The organism is Bradyrhizobium sp. WSM4874, from assembly GCF_055811835.1.
This window is the reverse complement of record NZ_JBVVPR010000012.1, coordinates 156600-174877: the sequence shown is the minus strand read 5'-3', so window position 1 is coordinate 174877 and position 18278 is coordinate 156600. Positions and strand designations below refer to the sequence as shown.

Genomic DNA, 18278 nt, shown 5'->3' with positions numbered 1-18278 from the left:
TTCGCGGGGGACGGGATGAGCTCAACATGCAAGACAGGGACCGTTCCGGCCGGCCGAGTCGGGAACGGACGGAAGATCGGATGAAAGCGCCTCTGAAGCATCGCACCCTGTCGGCTGCGATCGTCGACCAGCTCCGGCAGGCAATCCTCGACGGGACCTATCCGGCCGGATCGCAACTGCGCCAGGATGCGCTTGGCGAGGCCTATGGCGTCAGCCGTATCCCCGTGCGCGAGGCGCTGTTTCAGCTCGAAGCGGAGGGCCTGGTGCGGATCGTTCCGCAGAAGGGCGCTATCGTCTCCGAGTTGTCACTGGACGAGATCAACGACGTCTTCGACCTGCGCCGGATCCTGGAGCCGCGGCTGCTGGCGCACTCGGCCCCCCAATTCACCCTGGAGGATTTTGCAGGGATCGACGACATCCACAAGAGCTTCGAGAAGGCGATCAAGGCCCGCAACGTCAGCGAATGGGGGCAGCTCAACGCCGACTTCCACATGGCGTTGTATGTCCATGCCCCGCAGCCCCGCACCCGGGCGATCGTGCTGTCACTGCTCCAGACCAGCGACCGCTATACGCGTCTCCAGCTCTCCAACACCAAGGCGATGGGGACCGCCGAGAAGGAGCACGCCCATCTGATCGCGCTCTGCCGCGCGCAGAAGGTCGAGGAGGCCTGCCGGTTTTTGGAGCGGCACATCGAAGCCGTGCGCAAGGATCTGTTGCAGGTGGTGGCGATAGCACCGCGGTCGCGGCGGAACGAGAAATCGTAGGGTGGGTTAGCGAAGCGTAACCCACCTCTTTCTGACCGCATTGACGAGAAGAGGTGGATTACGCCTTCGGCTAATCCACCCTACGGGAGTTTTACCTGCTCCCGTCCGGCCCCATCACCAGATCCGGCAGCGCGGTCGAGATCCCCGGCACAAAGCACAGCAGCAGCACCGCGACCATCATCAGCAGCACGAATGGCAGCGTGCCCCAGATCACCTCGCGCAAGGGAATGTCGGGCGCTACGTTGCGGATGACGAAGATGTTGAGGCCGACGGGTGGATGGATCAGTCCCATCTCCATCACGATGGTCATGACGACGCCGAACCAGATGATGTCGAAGTTCGCCGCGCGGAGCGGCGGCAGGATGATCGGCGCGGTCATGAGAATAATCGAGACCGGCGGTAGGAAGAAGCCGAGCACGACGACCATGACGAGGATCGCGAACAAGAGGCCCCAGCGCGGCAGATGCATCGCGACGACGGATTCGGCCGCCGATTGCGAGATGTGCAGATAGCTCATCACGTAGGAGTAGAGCAGCGACATGCCGATGATCATCATCAGCATCGTCGATTCCCGGATCGTCGATTTCAGGATCGGGGCGAGGTCGCTCGGCCGCCACACGCTGTAGATCGCCGCAATCAGTGCCAGCGCCAAGAGGCCACCAAGGCCGGCGGTCTCCGATGGCGTGGCGTAGCCGCCATAGAGCGCGATCATGACGCCGGTGAGCAGCAGCACGAAGGGGATCACGCGCGGCAGCACGCTGAAGCGTTCCGCGAGCGTGTACTCGTCGCGGGCGAGGATCGCGGCTTCCGGGCCGCCGTTCTTGTAGATCGCTTCGGCCGCGGCATATTCCTGGCGGAAGCGGATCACGGCGTAGATGCCGAACAGCGAGACCAGCAGCAGGCCGGGTCCGATGCCGGCGAGGAACAGCCGTCCCAGCGATTTTTCGGCGGCGACCGCAAACAGGATCATGGTGATCGACGGCGGCAGCAGGATGCCGAGCGTGCCGCCGGCGGCGATGATGCCGGCGGCAAAACCGCCGGAATAGCCGCGCTTGCGCATCTCGGGGATTCCGGCCGAGCCGATTGCCGAGCAGGTTGCGGGCGAGGAGCCCGCCATCGCCGCAAACAGCGCGCAGGCGAACACGTTGGCGACGCCGAGGCCGCCGGGGACGCGGTGCAGCCAGGCGTGCAGAGCCGAGTAGAGATCCTGGCCCGCGCGCGACTTGCCGATCGCGGCGCCCTTCAGGATGAAGAGCGGGATCGACAGCAGCGTGATCGAGGCCATTTCCTCGTAGACGTTCTGCGTCACGGTATCGAGAGAGGCGGCGGGCATGTAGATGCCCATGAACACGACCGCGACCGCGCCGAGCGCGAACGCAATCGGCATGCCCGAAAACATCACGACCAGCGTCGCGATCCCGTACGCGAGGCCGATACCGAAAACGCTCATGAACGCCTGGCTCCAGCGAAAGGCAGCGCAAGCTGCACGAGGATCTGGACGCAGAGCAGGCTCATGCCGAACGCCATCAGCGAATAGGGGATCGCCAGCGGCGGCGACCACATCGAGTTCGAGACCTGGCCGTCGACATAGGCTTCATGCGCCAGCGTCCAGGACTTCCAGGCGAAGAAAGCGCAGAACAGAAGCGTCACGGCATCGACCAGCCAGAGCCTGATCCGGTTCGCCAGCGGCGAGAGCAGGCCGACGAAGGCCTCGATGCCGATGTGACCGCGGTTCTGCTGCACGTAGGCGGCGGTCATGAAGGTGGCGCCGACCAGCAGGAACACCGCCGCCTCGTCCTGCCAGTAATTGGCGGCCTTGAACAAGGCGCGGCTGAGCACGCTGTAGCTCAGGATGGCGCAGGCTGCGATCAGCGCGATCGCGGCGAACACGACGATGATGCTGTTGAGGATGGCGAGACCGCGATCGATCGCCGCAAGGCCGGTCCTTGCGGCAGCGTTGGCCTGGTCGTCACGATCCGGAAGCGGACCGTGGCTCATGCGGCGACGTCGGTCGCGAGCTTGAGCAGGTTGGCCGAGGTCGCGGTCTTGGCGCCGTAGTCCTTCCATGCGGTGTCGCGGGCGATGTCACGCCACTTGCCGACGGTTGCGGCATCGAGTGCCGAGACCTTGGCGCCGGCCTTCTCGTAGACCTTGGCGACCTCGACGTCGTCGTCCTGCGCGCCCTTGCGGCCGAATGCTTCGAGCTCGGTGCCGACCGCGAGCAGGATGTCCTGCTGGTTCTTCGGCAGCTTGTCGAAGATCGCCTTCGACATCATAAGCGGCTCGAGCATGAACCAATAGGACGCGCCTGCGCCAGAGGTGAGCGATTTCGCGACTTCTTCGAGGCGGAACGAGATCAGGCTGGTCGAAGAGGTGATGCCGGCATCGCAGGCACCGGTCTGCATCGCTGCGTAGATTTCGTTCGAGGGCACCGACAGCACCGAGGCGCCGGCGGTCTGCAGCACCATGTCCATCTCGCGCGAGCCGCCGCGCACCTTGAGACCCTTGGCATCTTCGGGGGCCACGATCGGCTTGGAGCGGCTGGCGACGCCGCCGGCCTGCCATACCCAGCTGAGCAGGATGATGCCCTTGTCGGCGAGGAAGTCGGTCAACGCCTTGCCGACGGGCTCCTTCTTCCAGCGCATGCCCTGGTCGTAGGTGGTGACGAGGCCCGGCATCAGGCCGATATTGGTTTCCGGCAATTCGCCGCCGGCATAGGGCATCGGATAGAGGCTGATGTCGAGCGCGCCCTTGCGCATCGCGGAGAACTGCGCGTTGGTCTTGATCAGCGAGGAGTTCGGATAGATCTCGGCGGCGATGTCGCCGTTGCTGCGCTTGGCGACTTCAGCGGCGAACATGCGGCAGAGCCGGTCGCGGAAATCGCCCTTGTCGACGGTGCCGCCCGGGAACTGATGCGAGATCTTCAGCGTGGTCGCGGCATGCGCGGTGCCGGTGCCGAAACGGAGAATGGCGGGTGCGGCGACGGCAGTCGCGATCAGGTGGCGGCGCGTGAGCATGGTGTGATTCCCTTGGGCGGTTTTTTGAACGGTTCTTTGGAGGGTTCTTGTTTGCCGTGATTTTGGGTTGGTCTTTGAGACCGTGCTGAGGCCTATCCTAGCCGGTCTTTCAGACAATGTTCTCTAGTCTGATAGTTCGAGACCGAATGCCGCGGCAAGAGGCGGCTATGTTGCGTTGCACACACCCGATCTCTGGCATCCGCCGCACGAAGGACGGCGGCGGGCGCGCAGAAATTTATCAGCGGCCGCGTAACAACGCCCCGTGGCAATCCGTCGAGATCAGATAGCGGCGTCCGTCGCTGACAAACATCCATCTCGAAGGGAAGACCAGTCATGACCATTCGTACCCGCATCGCGCTCGGCGTTTCGGCGGCCGTTCTCTCGCTCGGCCTCGCGCTGTCGCCGGCCGCTTTTGCCCAGGACAAGATGGGCAAGGATGACGGCATGATGAAAAAGGACACGATGTCCAAGGACGGCATGAAGAAGGACACCATGTCCAAGGACGACGGCATGAAGAAGGACACGATGTCGAAGGACGGGATGAAGAAAGACGACGGGATGATGAAGAAGCACTGATCTTCCATCGTCGAGGAGGCGCTTGCGACAGACAGACGCGCGCCAAAAATCCGGGGGCGGTCACGTATGACCGCCCCCCAGAGTGTCGTTTCAGTCCAAATTCAATTGAACGTGACTTGCGAGCGTTAGACTTGCGAACGTTACTTGCGCTTCGCCTTGCGGGCGGCGTAGCGAGCGTCTCGCTTGGCCTTTTGCTCGGCCTCGGCTTCGGCCGCCTTCGCGACGGCTTCTTCGGCTTCGCGGGCGATCCGCGCGGATTCGAGCGCGGCAGCCTCTTCTTGAAGGCGCTTCTGCTCGGCCTTTTCAGTCTCTCGCGCAGCCTTTGCCTCGGCGCGCTTGGCCGCAAGGGCCTCGCGCTCCGCACGCTTCGCCACAACCGCCGGATCATCCGGCCCTGGCTGCGACTTGAATTTGTTCAAAAGGTTCTTGCGTGCTTCCTGTGCCGCCTTTTGTCGGTCGGAGAAGCCTGGTTCCCTAAATCCACTCATCGGCGAACCTTGTCATCCTCGCTTTCGATCCTACATCACTGCCTGTTGGTACGTCGGCTGGGCATAGCGGGCGCCGCGCGACGCAGATGCGTGTACATCGGCGCGCGCCGTGATGCCACCTATAATCGCAGCCGATCAGGTAGACGAAAATCGCCGCCCCCGACGATCTCTCGTAGCCCCGAAAAACTGCCGAATTGTGATGTCCCTCATACGGGGGCACCAGGGCGGTGCCTAGCGTCCCGCCCGGTATGAGACGCGGAGCACGGGTATGACGATCTCAAGACTAAGCGTGAAGGCGCTCGCAATCGCCGTCACGGTGGCAGCCCTGGCCGGTGCCACGCTGCTCCTCGCCCGGCCGCAGCCGATCGAAAGTGCCGTCCTGGGCGCAGATTGGGAATGCACCCAGACCGCGTTCGTGCTCACGACCTGCGCACCGCGGGTCCAGCAGGCGATCCCGGCGGTCGAAACCTCGCGCAAGGAAGCGATCCGGCCCACCCGAGGCTAACCGGGAGAAGCTTGGGCGAGATGTGACGCCACGCCGCAGAGGTGATAAAGCCCGCTCGCCCCCGTGATCGGCCAGCTATGTCCAAGTCCGAAGCAAAGTCCGAAGCAAAGTCCGAACGTAAGCCCGAACCGGGCGCGAAGCCCAAATCCCCTCCAAAACCTCAATCCGGTGACAACCGCCGCGGCGCCATTGCGGGCTTGATCATCGCGATCGTGATCCTCGGCGTCGGCTGGTGGCTCGCCCGCGATCTCACCTCGGCCAGCAAGATGCAGGACTGCCTGATGTCCGGGCGAAGCAACTGCAACGTGATCGAGCCGGCCCGCTAGAAGCACTCCAGCGCGGCCCGCGCGGACGAAAAAATGTCGCGATCTTAATCATTTGTAACGGGACTTGGGCGACCAAAGCAGGTCAGTCATGTCAGCCGGCATCAGCTCAGCGCGAGCCGAATCGTCTATCGCGCCAGGCATCACGGCCATTGACCGCAATCGAGAGAGTAGGGGGCAAGCACGCATGAGTGCGTCCAGTCGCATCAAGATCATCATTCCCTTGGTTTCGGCGATGTCGATGCTCGCCGTCCCGGCGCAGGCTCAGGAGGCCAGGCCGCCGAGAGACGCCGCCCAGCCATCGGCCGGACCGGGCGCCAGTGCTCCGCCTCAGAACATGCGCAAGGGTCCGCCGCCGCAGCAGGCCGCCCGGCCCGCGCCACAGCCCGGCGGCCAGCCTCACGCCGGCGGTCCTGGACATGCAGGTCCAGGTCCAGGTCCTGCGCCGCGCAATGCCGGCGGTCCACCGCCCGGACGCAATTACGCCAGGGGGCCCGCACCGGCGCGCGATTGGGGCGGACACAGCTATCGCGGCCATCTCGCCTGGGATGGCGGACGCTGGCGCCACGAAGTCCACAACGGCCGCTCCGGCTGGTGGTGGGATGTCGGCGGCGCGCGGTATTATTATCCGCAGCGGATGGCCGGCCCGCCGGCCTACATCTCGGAGGACTATTACGACGACGTGCCGGTGGCCTACGCCCCGCCGCCGGTCGCCTATGAACCGCCGCCACCGCCACCGGCCGATCCCGGCGCGAGCGCGCTTGGCGGCGCCATCGTTGGCGGCCTGCTGGGCGGCCTGATCTCGGGCAACGCCTCGGGTGCGGCCGCAGGCGCCGTGATCGGTGGTGCCACCGGCGCGATCGCCGGCGCGACGGCTGCTTCGCGTCCTGGCTACTATCTGGCCCAGGGCAACTGCTACTACCGCTATCCGAGCGGCCAGTATGTGCAGGCCGACCCTCGCGCGTGTTACTGAGCACTCCAGGCAAGACCTGATGCGAAGAGGCGGATGAAAAGTCCGCCTCTTTTCGTTTGTGGCGTGGCCGCGCGCGTCAGGACACCAGCCAGCTGAAGAACGCGATCGCGGCCCAGACCAGGCCTGCGATCCAGGCCAGCATCACGATACCGATGGTCGCAAGATATGCGATGCCGAGCGGATCGGATTTTTCGCGTCGCGTCGGGACGGCAATTTCGGCTGCGGCTTCTTGTGTCATGACGGGACCACCTCCCATGCCTTCTCGCTCCTGAGAGCGCTGAGGACTGTTTAGCGGAGGCGCCGGGCGCCGGCTGTGACGCACTTCACAGATCGGTGCGCATCAAGGCCAGGCAGATGCGTGAACTGGATCGAGTCGCAAATGTCCGAGGACGGCATTTACCCCGCAATCATACGGACGAAAATGCCACGCGCTTGTCCAGATCGTCCGGCTAGAATTGGCTTCATGTGTACCAAGTACGATCCACAGCACGAAGCCGAGGCGGCGATGAAGCGCGCCGTGGCGGCCGAAGGCCCCGACCGGCAACGTCTCATCGAGCTGGCTCTGGCCTGGCATCAACTCGCCCGCGACCGGCGCGAAGAGCGGACGGACTGAGCCCACGCTCTCACGACGATACCCGTATTCACAGAAAAACCCCGTGCTCGGGGGGACAAGCACGGGGTTCTCGAGAGCCGATCGGGGCTGGCAAATCGGCATCACTCGATAGCGAACGCGCCGACCGGAGGTTCGTTCCGCGCCTCCTCAATCCTTTTCGCGCGAGATCATGAAGGCCGGCCGGGGAGGCGCATCTTGCCGATGGAACGTCGGTTCCTCGCCGACGTTGAGCCGCTATGAACGATCCCGAGTTGCGCGCAGAGTCCTTCGAGATTGCCTGGAAATATCTCGACCAATCCGGCCTGCTTACTGGCGAGCGCAGGGACGCGGCCCGGTTCATCCTGAACAGGATCGACCGCATGATGCGGGGTGGCGAACGCCGACGGTTGCTGCTGTCCAACGCCGCGATCGACGCCTACCGCTTGCGGCCCGTACTCGTGACGCTCGACGCCTGACGAGAGTCGCAGAAACGCGACGTTAAGACTTGTTCGGACGACGATTTTCCGATCGCGATTCGTTTCGCGGAACGAAGCGGAGCAGGACCGTGAACAAACAAAAAGCCTCCGGGGAAATTTGCTGACTCAGGCTGCTTCCGACTTCGGCACCGCGTCGGCATTGACCGAAAGCTTAACGATATCGCCTTCGACGGCACCCACATATTTCGTGTCGATGTAATGATGATGGTCCTTGTGACCTTCCGGGCTGTCCTTCCGCGTCAGCTTGATGCGGTTTCCCTCGACGCGGTCGACGGTGCCGACAGGCGCGCCGTCCTTGCCGATGATCTTCATATGCTCTCTGATCTCGCTCATGATGTTCTCCTTGTGAAGTGTCAACGGCGAGGACCGGTCTTCGTTGCAAGGACGAGCGGGGTCGACTGTCTGGAGCCAATGCGTTCGCCGAGCGTTGAAAGGCAACCGCAATTGCCAGGACCGTTATCAATATCCGCATGGAGACCTCCGAGGCCTATCTCGAACGAAAGCACAGGGAAATCGGGCTGCTGAACGATTGCCTGAGGAGCCCGCTGCATTTGGCTCGGCCGCAATCGGTCGACGAGGTCGTGGACTCCAAATTTCGGCTCGCCGCCGCGCTGCGCGCGGAGCATGCGCTGCAGGACTGGAAGGCGACGGAGACCGCCTGGTCGCACGCGGCGTCTCCCACCAGCGGTCCGTTCGTGTTCAGCTACGATTATCAGCGCGCGGACCTCAAGGTCCGCGGTCCCTCGTTCTATGAACTCGAGCGCGGCTGCCGGAGCGAGGCGATCTATACCGCATCCGGCATGGCCGCGATCTCCGCGCTGCTGCTCGCGTCCGCACGAATCACCGGCAAGGCGGACATCGTGGTGCTGCCGGGCACATACGGCGAGACACTGGAGTTGATCGAGAGCCTCGTCCCCCATTTGCGACTTGTCACCGCCAGACTGCCGCTGGCCGAAGCGTTCGCTGCGGCAGCCTCGCCACGGCTTCTCCTGCTGGATTCATGCGCTCCTGCCGGGGCGTTCGAAGCGGCTTTGCGTTGCGACGGTTCGGGGCTCGATCTGTTGATTTTCGACACGACATGTTTCGCCGGCAGATCGGGGCGCATCCGGCGCGTCCTGAGATGGGCCGCGCGATGGGACATTCCCGTCGTGTTGGTGCGAAGCCACAACAAGCTGGATTCGCTCGGGGTGGAATACGGCCGGCTCGGCTCTGCCGTGTTTGTGCATTGGAGCCGGAAGGACCTCAAGGCAGGCCAGCTGCTGTCCGAAAGCCTGGCGGCGGAAACCCGCAATGCCGTCCGGCTTCTCGGTGGCGCGGCGTTGCCGGCGCACTTCCCGCCATTCGTGGGCTCAGCGGGCTATTGGGCGCTGACGAAAAGGCGCGTCGCGGCGATCCTGCGCAACGGTCGCCACACGGCGCGATATTTCGCCTCCGAGCTCGCTTCGCTCTCGGCCGAGCTGCATTTCACCCACGGCCTCTATGTCACGCTTCGCGGCAGGCGCGCCCTCGACGAGGCGACCGCGCGGCAGGCCGCCGACGACATGAGCCGCGACCTCAGCGGCAAAGGCTTCCCCATTCGCCACGCCGGCAGTTTTGGTTTCGATTTCGCGGCGACCGAGTGGTTTCACGACGCGACCAAGGATCGGTACAGCGTCCGGGTCGCCGTGCCGGATTTGCCCACCGCGTTATGGAAGGATCTCGCGGCGGCGATTGCCGGGTGGTGGGCGCGACATCAGGGCGAGACTGAAGGGTGAGTACGGTGCAAGGCCATGACAGAGCGATCGAACGCGTTTCCTTACAGGGAATGCACGTGGCATGTTTCAGACGAACAGTCCCAGCAATGGCTTGCGGTGCTTGAAAAGACGGGTGCAGCCAACGTCCGAGCGCGGCTAGCCCGGACCGACGCGGCATCCGCAGGAGCGATTGCGATCGGAACCGCGCCCGTCATGACGATCGGGTTCGCCCAGGAATGGCTGAACTGGAAAGATAATCAAAAATCCGAGGCGGATATCGAACGGCACGAGCGGCAGATCTGGTGGACCCGGACCGCGGCCATCGCCGCATCGGTCGCCGCCTTGAGCGCACTGTTCGGCTGGATTTGGACGATCTTCATCCGGGGGAATAATGGCCTGTAACAAACATGATTGTTACGTTGCGCATACATCCGCGAAACGAAAGCGGCGACAAGCTGCGCTATTTCAATCGATCGCCAAGCATTCTTCCACGGCCGGCTTCTGGTGGCCGCGACGCGTCCATGCCTGAAGGGCGAAGGCGAGTTGATGCTGACTGGCCGCCGCGTCCGCGATGGAAGCCCGCGCTGTCGCGATGGGCCTTGTGATGACGCCGGAGTTCACGACTCCCGCGTCAACTGCCAGGAACGATATTGCCAGGAACGATATTGCCACAATCGCCACCGCAGATGCGATAGCCATTCTCGCCAAGTCGGATAGTGGCATCGAAGTCCTTATCGGGCGCACGTCGCTCGGCGGATAGATAGGGCTCGTTTGCCAAGATCAAAGCCCGGAGCGAGGCGACCCACGCGTTCGTGAAGGACGGTGGATTCTGCAGGCGCGCATCGTAGACCGGGCTCACGATGAACGCTTGAGACTGAAATGGCGATCCCGGCAGGAATCGAACCTGCAACCCTCAGAGTAGAAATCTGATGCTCTATCCAGTTGAGCTACGGGACCGTCTTGAGCCGCCCTGGTTGGGGGCCGGCTGTTCATCTACCATGCCATTATGAAAAATATCGTCTTTCGCCAAGCCTGAACCGAACCGTTTTCCTCGAAGCCGCGACAAAGCGGAACGGTGGGGTGTCAGGGTGCCGGGTTGAGCGGCAGCGGACTGGACGATGGATCACATCGCCGGGAACGCTGGCCAGCTTCCGGGACACGGCCGCCGGACGACTGGTCGGGTATTGCTGCGCCATCAGGACGGCGTGCGCGGCGGTAGCTTGATCGGTCTCCTCTGGGCGTGCCTTGTCATGGCGAATGCGACGGTTTGCAGCTTTGGTTCCATCGCCTTGAGTCCGTCACCTTTCCACGCATTTCATGCGACAAGCGGCGTTCGTCCGCGATTTCCGGGAGTCCATCCATGATCGGTCTTGTTCGCGCCGTCACCCTCTGCGCCACGCTGGCGTTCGGCCTTAGCGTAGCGCAGGCCGCCGACAAAGCCTTCAAACGGGACGACCTCGCCGATTCCGCGATCAAGCTGGAGGCGCAGATCAAGGGCGAAGCGGGGCCGGTCGCCAAGAGCGGCGCGAGCTTGCGCACCGATGCCGATGCTGCCTTCCGGCGCAACGACTACCGCACCGGCCTGTCGGTGCTCGGCCAGATCGCGGCGACCACGCCGGAGGACGCAGGCAACTGGCTGCGCCTGGCGAAAGTCATCTTCCAGATATCGCCGAAGAGCTCGAGCGAGCAGACGTTCCTGCTGGAGCGCGCCTCGACTGCCGCCTACATCGCTTACCAGCGCGCCGGTAATGCGGGCGAGGAGGCCGATGCGCTCGCGGTGCTCGGCAAGTCGCTGTCCGAACGCAAGTTGTGGCGGCCGGCGCTGGATGCGCTGCGACTCTCCCTCGAGATGCGCGAGGTCGCCGACGTCCGCGGCCAATATGAGAAGATGCGCGACGAGCACGGTTTTCGGCTGCTCGACTACACCGTGGACTCGGACTCCGCCAGTCCGCGCGCCTGCTTCCAGTTCTCGGAGGAGCTGGCAAAACGCACCGATTTCGCGCCGTACCTCGCGCTGGCGGGCCAGGACAAACCGGCGCTATCGGCCGAGGGCAAGCAGCTCTGCGTCGACGGGCTGAAGCATGGCGAGCGCTACAACATCAATTTGCGCGCCGGCCTGCCGTCCACCGTGAAGGAAGGCCTGCCGAAATCGGCCGAGTTCAACGTCTATGTGCGCGACCGCAAGCCCTTCGTGCGCTTCACCAGTCGTGCCTATGTGCTGCCGAGGACGGGCCAGCGCGGCATTCCCGTCGTCAGCGTCAACACGCCAGCCGTCAACATCAACGTGTTCCGGATCGGCGACCGCAATTTGATCAACACGGTGGTCGACAGCGATTTCCAGAAGACGCTATCGAAATACCAGCTCAGCGATCTCGGCGGCGAGCGCGGCGTGAAGGTCTGGACCGGCGAGCTTGCGACCGCGATGACGCTGAACCAGGACGTCACCACCGCGTTCCCGGTCGATCAGGCGCTCGGCGAGCTCCAGCCCGGCGTCTACGTCATGACGGCCGCGGCCAAGGGGCCGGGCTCGGACGACGACTACCAGCTCGCCACGCAATGGTTCATCGTCTCCGATCTCGGCGTCACGGCCTATTCCGGCAATGACGGCATCCATGTCTTCGTGAATTCGCTGGCCTCGACCGATCCGGTCGGCAAAGCCGAGGTGCGGCTGGTCGCGCGCAACAACGAGATCTTGGCCACCCGCAAGACCGATGAGAGCGGCCATTTGCTGTTCGAGGCGGGGCTTGCGCGCGGCGAGGGCGGCCTGTCGCCGGCGATGCTCACCGTGACCGGCGAGAAGGCCGACTATGCCTTCCTCAGCCTCAAATCTTCGGCCTTCGACCTGTCCGACCGCGGCGTTTCGGGCAGGGCCGTGCCTGCGGGCGCCGACGCCTTCGTCTATGCCGAGCGCGGGGTCTACCGCTCCAGCGAGACCGTCTATCTCACGGCGCTGTTGCGCGACGGGCAGGGCAATGCCGTCAGCGGCGGGCCGATGACCCTGGTGATCGAGCGCCCCGACGGCGTCGAATACCGTCGCGCCGTGCTGGCCGACCAGGGCGCCGGCGGGCGCACCTTGTCCCTGCCGCTCAACCCGGCTGTCCCAACCGGGACCTGGCGGGTGCGCGCCTTCACCGATCCGAAGGGGTCTTCGGTCGGCGAGACCACTTTCATGGTCGAGGACTACGTCCCTGACCGGATCGAATTCGACTTGTCTGCCAAGGACAAGCTGATCAAAGCTAACGCTCCAGTGGAGCTTAAGGCGGACGGTCATTTCCTCTATGGCGCGCCGGCCTCCGGGCTGGCGCTCGAAGGCGACATGCTGGTCGCGCCCGCGTCCGAGCGGCCGGGCTTCGCCGGTTACCAGTTCGGCGTCGCCGACGAGGAGACCTCCTCGAACGAGCGCACGCCGCTGGAGAACCTGCCGGAAGCTGGCGCCAACGGCGTTGCGACCTTCCCGGTCACGCTCGACAAGCAGCCGGCCTCGACGCGGCCGCAGGAGGCGCAGATCTTCGTCCGCATGGTCGAGACCGGCGGCCGCGCCGTCGAACGCAGGATCGTGCTGCCGGTCGCGCCTGCTGCCGCCATGATCGGCATCAAGCCGCTCTTCGGCGACAAGAACGTCGCCGAGGGCGACAAGGCCGAGTTCGATGTCGTGTTCGTCTCGCCTGAGGGTGAGAGGCTTCGCCGCGACGGCCTGCGCTACGAGCTCCTGAAGATGGAGTCGCGCTACCAATGGTATCGCCAGAGCAATTACTGGGAGTACGAGCCGGTCAAATCGACCTCGCGCGTCTCTGACGGCGACGTGACCGTCGCCGCGGACAAGCCGTCGCGAATTTCGCTGACCCCAAAGCCCGGCCGCTACCGGTTGGACGTGAAGTCGAACGACGCCGACGGCCCCGTGACCTCGGTGCAGTTCGACGTCGGCTGGTATTCCGACGGCAGCGCCGACACGCCGGACCTCCTGGAGACCTCGATCGACAAGCCGCAATACGCCTCGGGCGACACGATGACCGTGTCGGTCAACGTCCGCAGCGCCGGCAAGCTGACCGTCAACGTGCTCGGCGATCGCCTGCTGACGACGCAGACCATCGACGTCAAGGAAGGCACCGCGCAGGTGAAGCTCCCGGTCGGCAAGGACTGGGGCACCGGCGCCTATGTGGTCGCGACGCTGCGCCGGCCGCTCGATGCGGCCGCGCAACGCATGCCGGGCCGTGCGATCGGACTGAAATGGTTCGGCATCGACAAGCAGACCCGCACATTGCAGGTGAAGCTGACGCCGCCGGCACTGATCCGGCCGAATGCAATGTTGAAGATCCCGGTCAAGCTTGACGGGCTCAATCCGGGCGAAGACGCCAAGATCGTGATCGCTGCGGTCGATGTCGGCATCCTCAACCTCACCAATTACAAGCCACCGGCACCGGACGACTACTATCTCGGCCAGCGCCGCCTGAGCGCGGAGATCCGCGACCTCTATGGGCAACTCATCGACGGCATGTCGGGCACGCGCGGGCAGATCAAGTCCGGGGGCGACGCCGGTGCCGCCGAGCTCCAGGGCTCGCCGCCCGCGCAAAAGCCGCTCGCGCTCTATTCGGGCATCGTCACCGTCGCTGCCGACGGCACGGCGGAAGTGAGCTTCGATATTCCGGAGTTCGCCGGCACCGCGCGCGTGATGGCGGTGGCGTGGACCGCGACCAAGCTCGGTCGCGCCAACACGGACGTAGTGATCCGCGATCCCGTGGTGCTGACCACGACCCTGCCGCGCTTCCTGCTCAACGGCGACCACGGCACGGTCAATCTCGAGATCGACAATGTCGAAGGGCTGGCCGGCGATTACGTCATCAACGTGAAGACCGGCGGCCCGGTAAAGATGACCGGCAATCCCGCAACAACGGTTAAGCTCGCCGCCAAGCAGCGGAATTCGTTCACGCTCGCCATCGACGCGACGGCGGCGGGGCAGGCGACGCTCGACGTCGACATCAAGGGGCCGAATGGCCTGGCGCTGGCGCGCCATTATGCGCTCGACGTCAAGGCGGCGACGCAAGTCCTGGCGCGGCGCTCGATCCGGACGCTGGCGAAGGGCGAGAGCCTGACGTTGACCTCGGATATGTTCGCCGATCTCGTGCCGGGTACCGGCAGCGTCTCGGTCTCGGCCAGCCTGTCGGCTGCGCTCGATGCGGCGACGATCCTTAAAGCGCTCGACCGCTATCCCTATGGCTGTTCGGAGCAGATCACCAGCCGCGCGATGCCGTTGCTCTATGTCAACGAGCTCGCGGCCGGCGCGCATCTGGCCATGGACACCGAGGTCGACCAGCGCATCCGCGACGCCATCGAGCGGCTCTTGGCGCGCCAGGGCTCGAACGGCTCGTTTGGGCTGTGGTCGGCAGGCGGTGACGACGCCTGGCTCGACGCGTATGTGACGGACTTCCTGACCCGCGCCCGCGAAAAGGGCTTTGTGGTGCCGGACGTACTGTTCAAGACCGCGCTGGATCGTATCCGCAACTCCGTCGTCAACGGCAACGAGCCGGAGAAGGACGGCGGCCGCGATCTCGCCTACGGCCTCTATGTGCTGGCGCGCAACGGCGCGGCGCCGATCGGTGACCTCCGCTATCTCGCCGACACCAAGCTGAGCAACCTCGCAACTCCCATCGCGAAATCGCAGCTCGCCGCGGCGCTCGCGCTGGTCGGTGACCGCAATCGCGCGGAGCGAGTCTATGGCGCCGCGCTCGACAGTCTCGCGCCAAAACCTGTTCTGGAGTTCGGACGCACCGACTACGGCTCGCAGCTCCGCGATGCCGCAGCGCTGGTGTCGCTTGCCAGTGAAGGCAATGCGCCGAAGGCAACGCTGACGCAGGCGGTCTCGCGGGTCGAGACCGCGCGCGGGCTGACGCCCTACACCTCCACGCAGGAGAATGCGTGGCTGGTGCTGGCGGCACGCGCGCTCGCCAAGGAGAACCTGTCGATGGAAGTCGACGGCCAACCGGTCAAGACCGCGCTGTACCGCAGCTACAAGGCCGCCACTTTGGAAGGCAAGCCGCTGAAGATCACCAACACCGGAGACGCCCCAGTGCAGGCGGTGGTCTCGGTGTCGGGGTCGCCGGTGACGCCGGAGCCTGCGGCATCGAACGGCTTCAAGATCGAGCGCAGTTTCTTCACGCTCGACGGCAAGCCCGCCGACATCAGCAAGGTCAAGCAGAACGACCGCTTCGCCGTGGTGCTGAAGATCACTGAGGCCAAGCCCGAGTACGGTCACATCATGGTGTCCGACTATCTGCCGGCCGGTCTGGAGATCGACAATCCAAAACTGGTGTCGTCGGGCGACAGCGGCACGCTGGGCTGGATCGAGGATGGCGAAGAGCCCGAGGATACCGAGTTCCGCGACGACCGCTTCACGGCGGCCGTCGACCGGGCCTCCGATTCCAAGGCGGTCTTCACGGTGGCCTATGTCGTGCGTGTGGTCTCGCCCGGCAAATACGTGCTGCCGCAGGCCTATGTCGAGGACATGTACAATCCCTCGCGCTACGGTCGCACCGGGACCGGCACGGTCGAGGTGCGGGCGGCCAAGTGAGTGTTTGGAATGACTGACGCTCCGTACGGGCCACAATCTCCGTCGTCATGCCCGGGCTTGTCCCGGGCATCCACGGACTGTGGTGCCGCGAGCAAGAACGTGGATGGCCGGGACGAGCCCGGCCATGACGGAGTGCGGAGATGGGGCCGTCGCGTTCTGTCGATAGCCGCCTTCGCCCTCATCCTCACCATCGTCGGCTTCGTCGCGTGGGTTTACTCCCTCGGTCCGCTGCCTTTCGACGAAGCCCGCCAGGTTTCCACCACCATCGTCGATCGCAACGGCAAGCTGCTGCGCGCCTATGCGATGGCGGACGGGCGCTGGCGGCTGCCGGTCGAGACCAAAACGAACGTCGATCCGACCTATCTGAAGCTGCTGCTCGCCTATGAGGACCAGCGCTTTTACGCACATGACGGCATCGACCCGCTGGCGCTGGGGCGCGCTGCGTTTCAGCTTGGGACGCGGGGCCACATCGTCTCGGGCGGCTCGACCATCTCGATGCAGCTCGCGCGGCTGATGGAGCCGCGCCGGCAGCGCTCGCTCTATGCAAAGCTGCGGCAAATGGTGCGAGCGATCGAGATCGAGCGCAGCTTGAGCAAGAGCGAGATCCTCGATCTCTATCTGGCGCTCGCGCCTTACGGCGGCAACCTCGAAGGCATTCGGGCCGCTTCGATCGCCTATCTCGGCAAGGAGCCGAAGCGATTGTCGCTGGCTGAAGCGGCGTTGCTGGTCGCGCTGCCGCAATCGCCGGAGACCCGCAGGCTCGATCGCCATCCCGATGCGGCGCGCAAGGCGCGTGACCGCGTACTCGACCGCATGGTCGAGGAGCAACAGATCAGCCTCGATGATGCGAAGCAGGCCAAGGCCGTTCCCGTGCCGAAACTGCGCAAGCCGATGCCGATCCTGGCGCCGCATGCCTCCGATGCGGCGCTTGCGACGGTCAAGGACGCGCCCGTCATCAAGCTGACGCTCGATGCCAACCTGCAAAAGGTGCTGGAGCCGCTGGCGCGCGACCGTGCCTTTGCGTTGGGGCCGAACATCTCGGTCGGCATCATCGTCGTCGACAATGAGAGCGGCGACGTGCTCGCCCGCGTCGGCTCGGCGGATTATTTCGACGAGCGCCGGGCAGGGCAGGTCGACATGACCCGCGCAGTCCGCTCGCCGGGCTCGACGCTGAAACCGTTCATCTACGGGCTCGCCTTCGAGGACGGTTTTGTTCATCCCGACAGTCTGATCGACGATCGGCCCGCGCGCTTCGGCTCCTACGCGCCGGAAAATTTCGACATGACGTTCCAGGGCACGGTGCCGGTGAAGAAGGCGCTGCAGCTGTCGCTGAACGTGCCCGCGATCGTGCTGCTGGACCGCGTCGGCGCAAGCCGGCTGGCCTCGCGGCTGCGCCAGGCCGGTGGCAATCTGGTGCTGCCCAAGGACGAGGCGCCGGGACTTGCCATGGGCCTTGGCGGCGTCGGCGTGACGCTGCAGGACCTCGCCCAGCTCTATGCTGGCTTCGCCCGGCTCGGCACCACCAGGCCACTGCGCGAGATCATGAACGACAGGGACGACCGCGAGCCGCTGCGGCTGCTCGATCAGGTCGCGGCCTGGCAAGTGGGTAATGTGCTGCTCGGCACCCCGCCGCCGGAGAACGCGGCTCACAACCGCATCGCTTTCAAGACCGGCACCTCCTATGGCTACCGCGACGCATGGTCGATGGGCTTCGACGGGCGCATGACCATCGGCGTCTGGGTCGGTCGGCCCGACGGTGCGCCGGTTCCGGGCCTGATTGGGCGCGTCGCCGCCGCGCCCATTCTGTTCGACGCCTTCGCCCGGACCGGAAAGACGCTCCTCCCGTTGCCGAAGCCGCCGAAAGGAACTCTCGTTGCCAGTAACGCCAAGCTGCCGTTGCCGTTGAGGCGGTTCCGCCCGGTCGGAGACCTAGTGCGAACCGGGGGCGAACAGGCCCTGCACATCCAGTTTCCGCTGAACGGCTCGCGGATCGATGTCGATCGCTCAGGTGGCGAAGGTGGCGCAGCCATGCCAGTCAAGGTCGCCGGCGGCGTTCTGCCCATGACCGTCATGGTTAACGGAACGGCGCAGGGCGAGATCGACGGACGGCGCCAGCGGCTGATCGATCCGCCCGGTCCGGGCTTTGCGCGGCTGACGGTCATCGATGCCACGGGCGCCGCGGACACAGTTGTCATTCGAATTCAGTGATCCTGCCGCAAGCGGTTGTGGCGATGGCGGTTTCAGC

At 64.8% G+C, this 18278-nt stretch carries 18 protein-coding genes and 1 tRNA gene; 11 read left to right on the top strand and 8 right to left on the bottom strand.

The window, feature by feature from the left end; genetic code table 11:
- Positions 1–80: 80 nt before the first annotated feature.
- Positions 81–764 carry a GntR family transcriptional regulator gene (locus AC0L3P_RS15485; RefSeq protein WP_473302611.1) on the top strand — a complete coding sequence of 228 codons (684 nt, stop codon included), beginning with the start codon at positions 81–83 and terminating at the stop codon, positions 762–764.
- Positions 765–855: 91 nt separating this feature from the next.
- Here the strand turns inward: AC0L3P_RS15485 and AC0L3P_RS15480 are convergent, their stop codons facing one another.
- Genes AC0L3P_RS15480 through AC0L3P_RS15470 form a run of 3 tightly spaced genes read right to left on the bottom strand, consistent with a single transcriptional unit; the run spans position 856 to position 3781 of the window.
- Positions 856–2214, bottom strand: a complete 1359-nt coding sequence (locus AC0L3P_RS15480; RefSeq protein WP_063994346.1) for a TRAP transporter large permease — start codon at positions 2212–2214, stop codon at positions 856–858.
- Positions 2211–2762, bottom strand: a complete 552-nt coding sequence (locus AC0L3P_RS15475) for a TRAP transporter small permease (protein WP_473302609.1) — start codon at positions 2760–2762, stop codon at positions 2211–2213. Before AC0L3P_RS15475 ends, AC0L3P_RS15480 begins: the two co-directional genes overlap by 4 nt.
- Positions 2759–3781: a TRAP transporter substrate-binding protein gene (locus tag AC0L3P_RS15470; protein WP_007610177.1), complete on the bottom strand. Its 1023-nt coding sequence runs from the start codon at positions 3779–3781 to the stop codon at positions 2759–2761. Before AC0L3P_RS15470 ends, AC0L3P_RS15475 begins: the two co-directional genes overlap by 4 nt.
- Positions 3782–4114: 333 nt before the next feature.
- On the opposite strand from AC0L3P_RS15470, the gene AC0L3P_RS15465 reads away from it, so the two are divergent.
- Positions 4115–4357, top strand: a complete 243-nt coding sequence (locus tag AC0L3P_RS15465; RefSeq protein WP_007591301.1) for a pentapeptide MXKDX repeat protein — start codon at positions 4115–4117, stop codon at positions 4355–4357.
- Between the two features lie 140 nt (positions 4358–4497).
- Here AC0L3P_RS15465 and AC0L3P_RS15460 read toward each other — a convergent pair whose 3' ends face one another.
- Entirely contained in the window at positions 4498–4845 is a 348-nt protein-coding gene (locus tag AC0L3P_RS15460; RefSeq protein ID WP_275172633.1) for a DUF6481 family protein, read from the bottom strand.
- 268 nt (positions 4846–5113) lie between these two features.
- Here AC0L3P_RS15460 and AC0L3P_RS15455 point away from each other — a divergent pair, with 268 nt between their 5' ends.
- The 3 genes from AC0L3P_RS15455 to AC0L3P_RS15445 all read left to right on the top strand — a co-directional run bounded on the left by AC0L3P_RS15455 (position 5114) and on the right by AC0L3P_RS15445 (position 6646).
- The gene (locus AC0L3P_RS15455; protein WP_275172632.1) at positions 5114–5350 is read left to right on the top strand and encodes a hypothetical protein; all 237 of its coding nucleotides are present in this window, start codon (positions 5114–5116) and stop codon (positions 5348–5350) included.
- Positions 5351–5427: 77 nt separating this feature from the next.
- Complete coding sequence (locus AC0L3P_RS15450) at positions 5428–5676, top strand: hypothetical protein (RefSeq protein ID WP_354203523.1); 249 nt, start codon at positions 5428–5430, stop codon at positions 5674–5676.
- 184 nt (positions 5677–5860) lie between these two features.
- Complete coding sequence (locus tag AC0L3P_RS15445; protein WP_473302603.1) at positions 5861–6646, top strand: hypothetical protein; 786 nt, start codon at positions 5861–5863, stop codon at positions 6644–6646.
- Between the two features lie 76 nt (positions 6647–6722).
- Here AC0L3P_RS15445 and AC0L3P_RS15440 read toward each other — a convergent pair whose 3' ends face one another.
- Entirely contained in the window at positions 6723–6884 is a 162-nt protein-coding gene (locus AC0L3P_RS15440; protein WP_473302601.1) for a hypothetical protein, read from the bottom strand.
- 225 nt (positions 6885–7109) lie between these two features.
- On the opposite strand from AC0L3P_RS15440, the gene AC0L3P_RS15435 reads away from it, so the two are divergent.
- Together AC0L3P_RS15435 and AC0L3P_RS15430 are read left to right on the top strand one after the other, a co-directional pair.
- Positions 7110–7259 carry a hypothetical protein gene (locus AC0L3P_RS15435; RefSeq protein ID WP_197031201.1) on the top strand — a complete coding sequence of 50 codons (150 nt, stop codon included), beginning with the start codon at positions 7110–7112 and terminating at the stop codon, positions 7257–7259.
- 236 nt (positions 7260–7495) lie between these two features.
- Positions 7496–7714 (top strand): hypothetical protein, encoded by a 219-nt coding sequence (locus tag AC0L3P_RS15430; protein WP_275172629.1) that lies wholly within the window; start codon positions 7496–7498, stop codon positions 7712–7714.
- A 126-nt stretch (positions 7715–7840) separates the two neighbouring features.
- On the opposite strand, the gene AC0L3P_RS15425 is transcribed toward AC0L3P_RS15430, so the two are convergent.
- Positions 7841–8068 carry a DUF2171 domain-containing protein gene (locus tag AC0L3P_RS15425; RefSeq protein WP_275172628.1) on the bottom strand — a complete coding sequence of 76 codons (228 nt, stop codon included), beginning with the start codon at positions 8066–8068 and terminating at the stop codon, positions 7841–7843.
- A 137-nt stretch (positions 8069–8205) separates the two neighbouring features.
- Between AC0L3P_RS15425 and AC0L3P_RS15420 the strand changes: the two genes are divergently transcribed.
- Both AC0L3P_RS15420 and AC0L3P_RS15415 read left to right on the top strand, forming a co-directional pair.
- Positions 8206–9489 carry a hypothetical protein gene (locus tag AC0L3P_RS15420; protein WP_473302598.1) on the top strand — a complete coding sequence of 428 codons (1284 nt, stop codon included), beginning with the start codon at positions 8206–8208 and terminating at the stop codon, positions 9487–9489.
- 15 nt (positions 9490–9504) lie between these two features.
- Entirely contained in the window at positions 9505–9870 is a 366-nt protein-coding gene (locus AC0L3P_RS15415; RefSeq protein WP_473302594.1) for a hypothetical protein, read from the top strand.
- Positions 9871–10099: 229 nt separating this feature from the next.
- On the opposite strand, the gene AC0L3P_RS15410 is transcribed toward AC0L3P_RS15415, so the two are convergent.
- Positions 10100–10327, bottom strand: coding sequence for a hypothetical protein (locus AC0L3P_RS15410; RefSeq protein ID WP_473302592.1), 228 nt, complete (start codon positions 10325–10327; stop codon positions 10100–10102).
- 21 nt (positions 10328–10348) lie between these two features.
- Positions 10349–10425, bottom strand: a tRNA-Arg gene (locus AC0L3P_RS15405).
- A 403-nt stretch (positions 10426–10828) separates the two neighbouring features.
- Here AC0L3P_RS15405 and AC0L3P_RS15400 point away from each other — a divergent pair.
- Together AC0L3P_RS15400 and pbpC are read left to right on the top strand one after the other, a co-directional pair.
- Positions 10829–16033 (top strand): alpha-2-macroglobulin family protein, encoded by a 5205-nt coding sequence (locus AC0L3P_RS15400; RefSeq protein WP_473302590.1) that lies wholly within the window; start codon positions 10829–10831, stop codon positions 16031–16033.
- 99 nt (positions 16034–16132) lie between these two features.
- The gene (gene pbpC, locus AC0L3P_RS15395) at positions 16133–18241 is read left to right on the top strand and encodes a penicillin-binding protein 1C (RefSeq protein WP_473302586.1); all 2109 of its coding nucleotides are present in this window, start codon (positions 16133–16135) and stop codon (positions 18239–18241) included.
- Positions 18242–18278: the final 37 nt, after the last annotated feature.

Excerpts from the sequence above, each read along its gene's own strand:
- AC0L3P_RS15485 (WP_473302611.1), top strand. The coding sequence starts at position 81 with ATGAAAGCGCCTCTGAAGCATCGCACCCTGTCGGCTGCGATCGTCGAC.
- AC0L3P_RS15480 (WP_063994346.1), bottom strand. The coding sequence starts at position 2,214 with ATGAGCGTTTTCGGTATCGGCCTCGCGTACGGGATCGCGACGCTGGTC.
- AC0L3P_RS15475 (WP_473302609.1), bottom strand. The coding sequence starts at position 2,762 with ATGAGCCACGGTCCGCTTCCGGATCGTGACGACCAGGCCAACGCTGCC.
- AC0L3P_RS15470 (WP_007610177.1), bottom strand. The coding sequence starts at position 3,781 with ATGCTCACGCGCCGCCACCTGATCGCGACTGCCGTCGCCGCACCCGCC.
- AC0L3P_RS15465 (WP_007591301.1), top strand. The coding sequence starts at position 4,115 with ATGACCATTCGTACCCGCATCGCGCTCGGCGTTTCGGCGGCCGTTCTC.
- AC0L3P_RS15460 (WP_275172633.1), bottom strand. The coding sequence starts at position 4,845 with ATGAGTGGATTTAGGGAACCAGGCTTCTCCGACCGACAAAAGGCGGCA.
- AC0L3P_RS15455 (WP_275172632.1), top strand. The coding sequence starts at position 5,114 with ATGACGATCTCAAGACTAAGCGTGAAGGCGCTCGCAATCGCCGTCACG.
- AC0L3P_RS15450 (WP_354203523.1), top strand. The coding sequence starts at position 5,428 with ATGTCCAAGTCCGAAGCAAAGTCCGAAGCAAAGTCCGAACGTAAGCCC.
- AC0L3P_RS15445 (WP_473302603.1), top strand. The coding sequence starts at position 5,861 with ATGAGTGCGTCCAGTCGCATCAAGATCATCATTCCCTTGGTTTCGGCG.
- AC0L3P_RS15440 (WP_473302601.1), bottom strand. The coding sequence starts at position 6,884 with ATGACACAAGAAGCCGCAGCCGAAATTGCCGTCCCGACGCGACGCGAA.
- AC0L3P_RS15435 (WP_197031201.1), top strand. The coding sequence starts at position 7,110 with ATGTGTACCAAGTACGATCCACAGCACGAAGCCGAGGCGGCGATGAAG.
- AC0L3P_RS15430 (WP_275172629.1), top strand. The coding sequence starts at position 7,496 with ATGAACGATCCCGAGTTGCGCGCAGAGTCCTTCGAGATTGCCTGGAAA.
- AC0L3P_RS15425 (WP_275172628.1), bottom strand. The coding sequence starts at position 8,068 with ATGAGCGAGATCAGAGAGCATATGAAGATCATCGGCAAGGACGGCGCG.
- AC0L3P_RS15420 (WP_473302598.1), top strand. The coding sequence starts at position 8,206 with ATGGAGACCTCCGAGGCCTATCTCGAACGAAAGCACAGGGAAATCGGG.
- AC0L3P_RS15415 (WP_473302594.1), top strand. The coding sequence starts at position 9,505 with ATGACAGAGCGATCGAACGCGTTTCCTTACAGGGAATGCACGTGGCAT.
- AC0L3P_RS15400 (WP_473302590.1), top strand. The coding sequence starts at position 10,829 with ATGATCGGTCTTGTTCGCGCCGTCACCCTCTGCGCCACGCTGGCGTTC.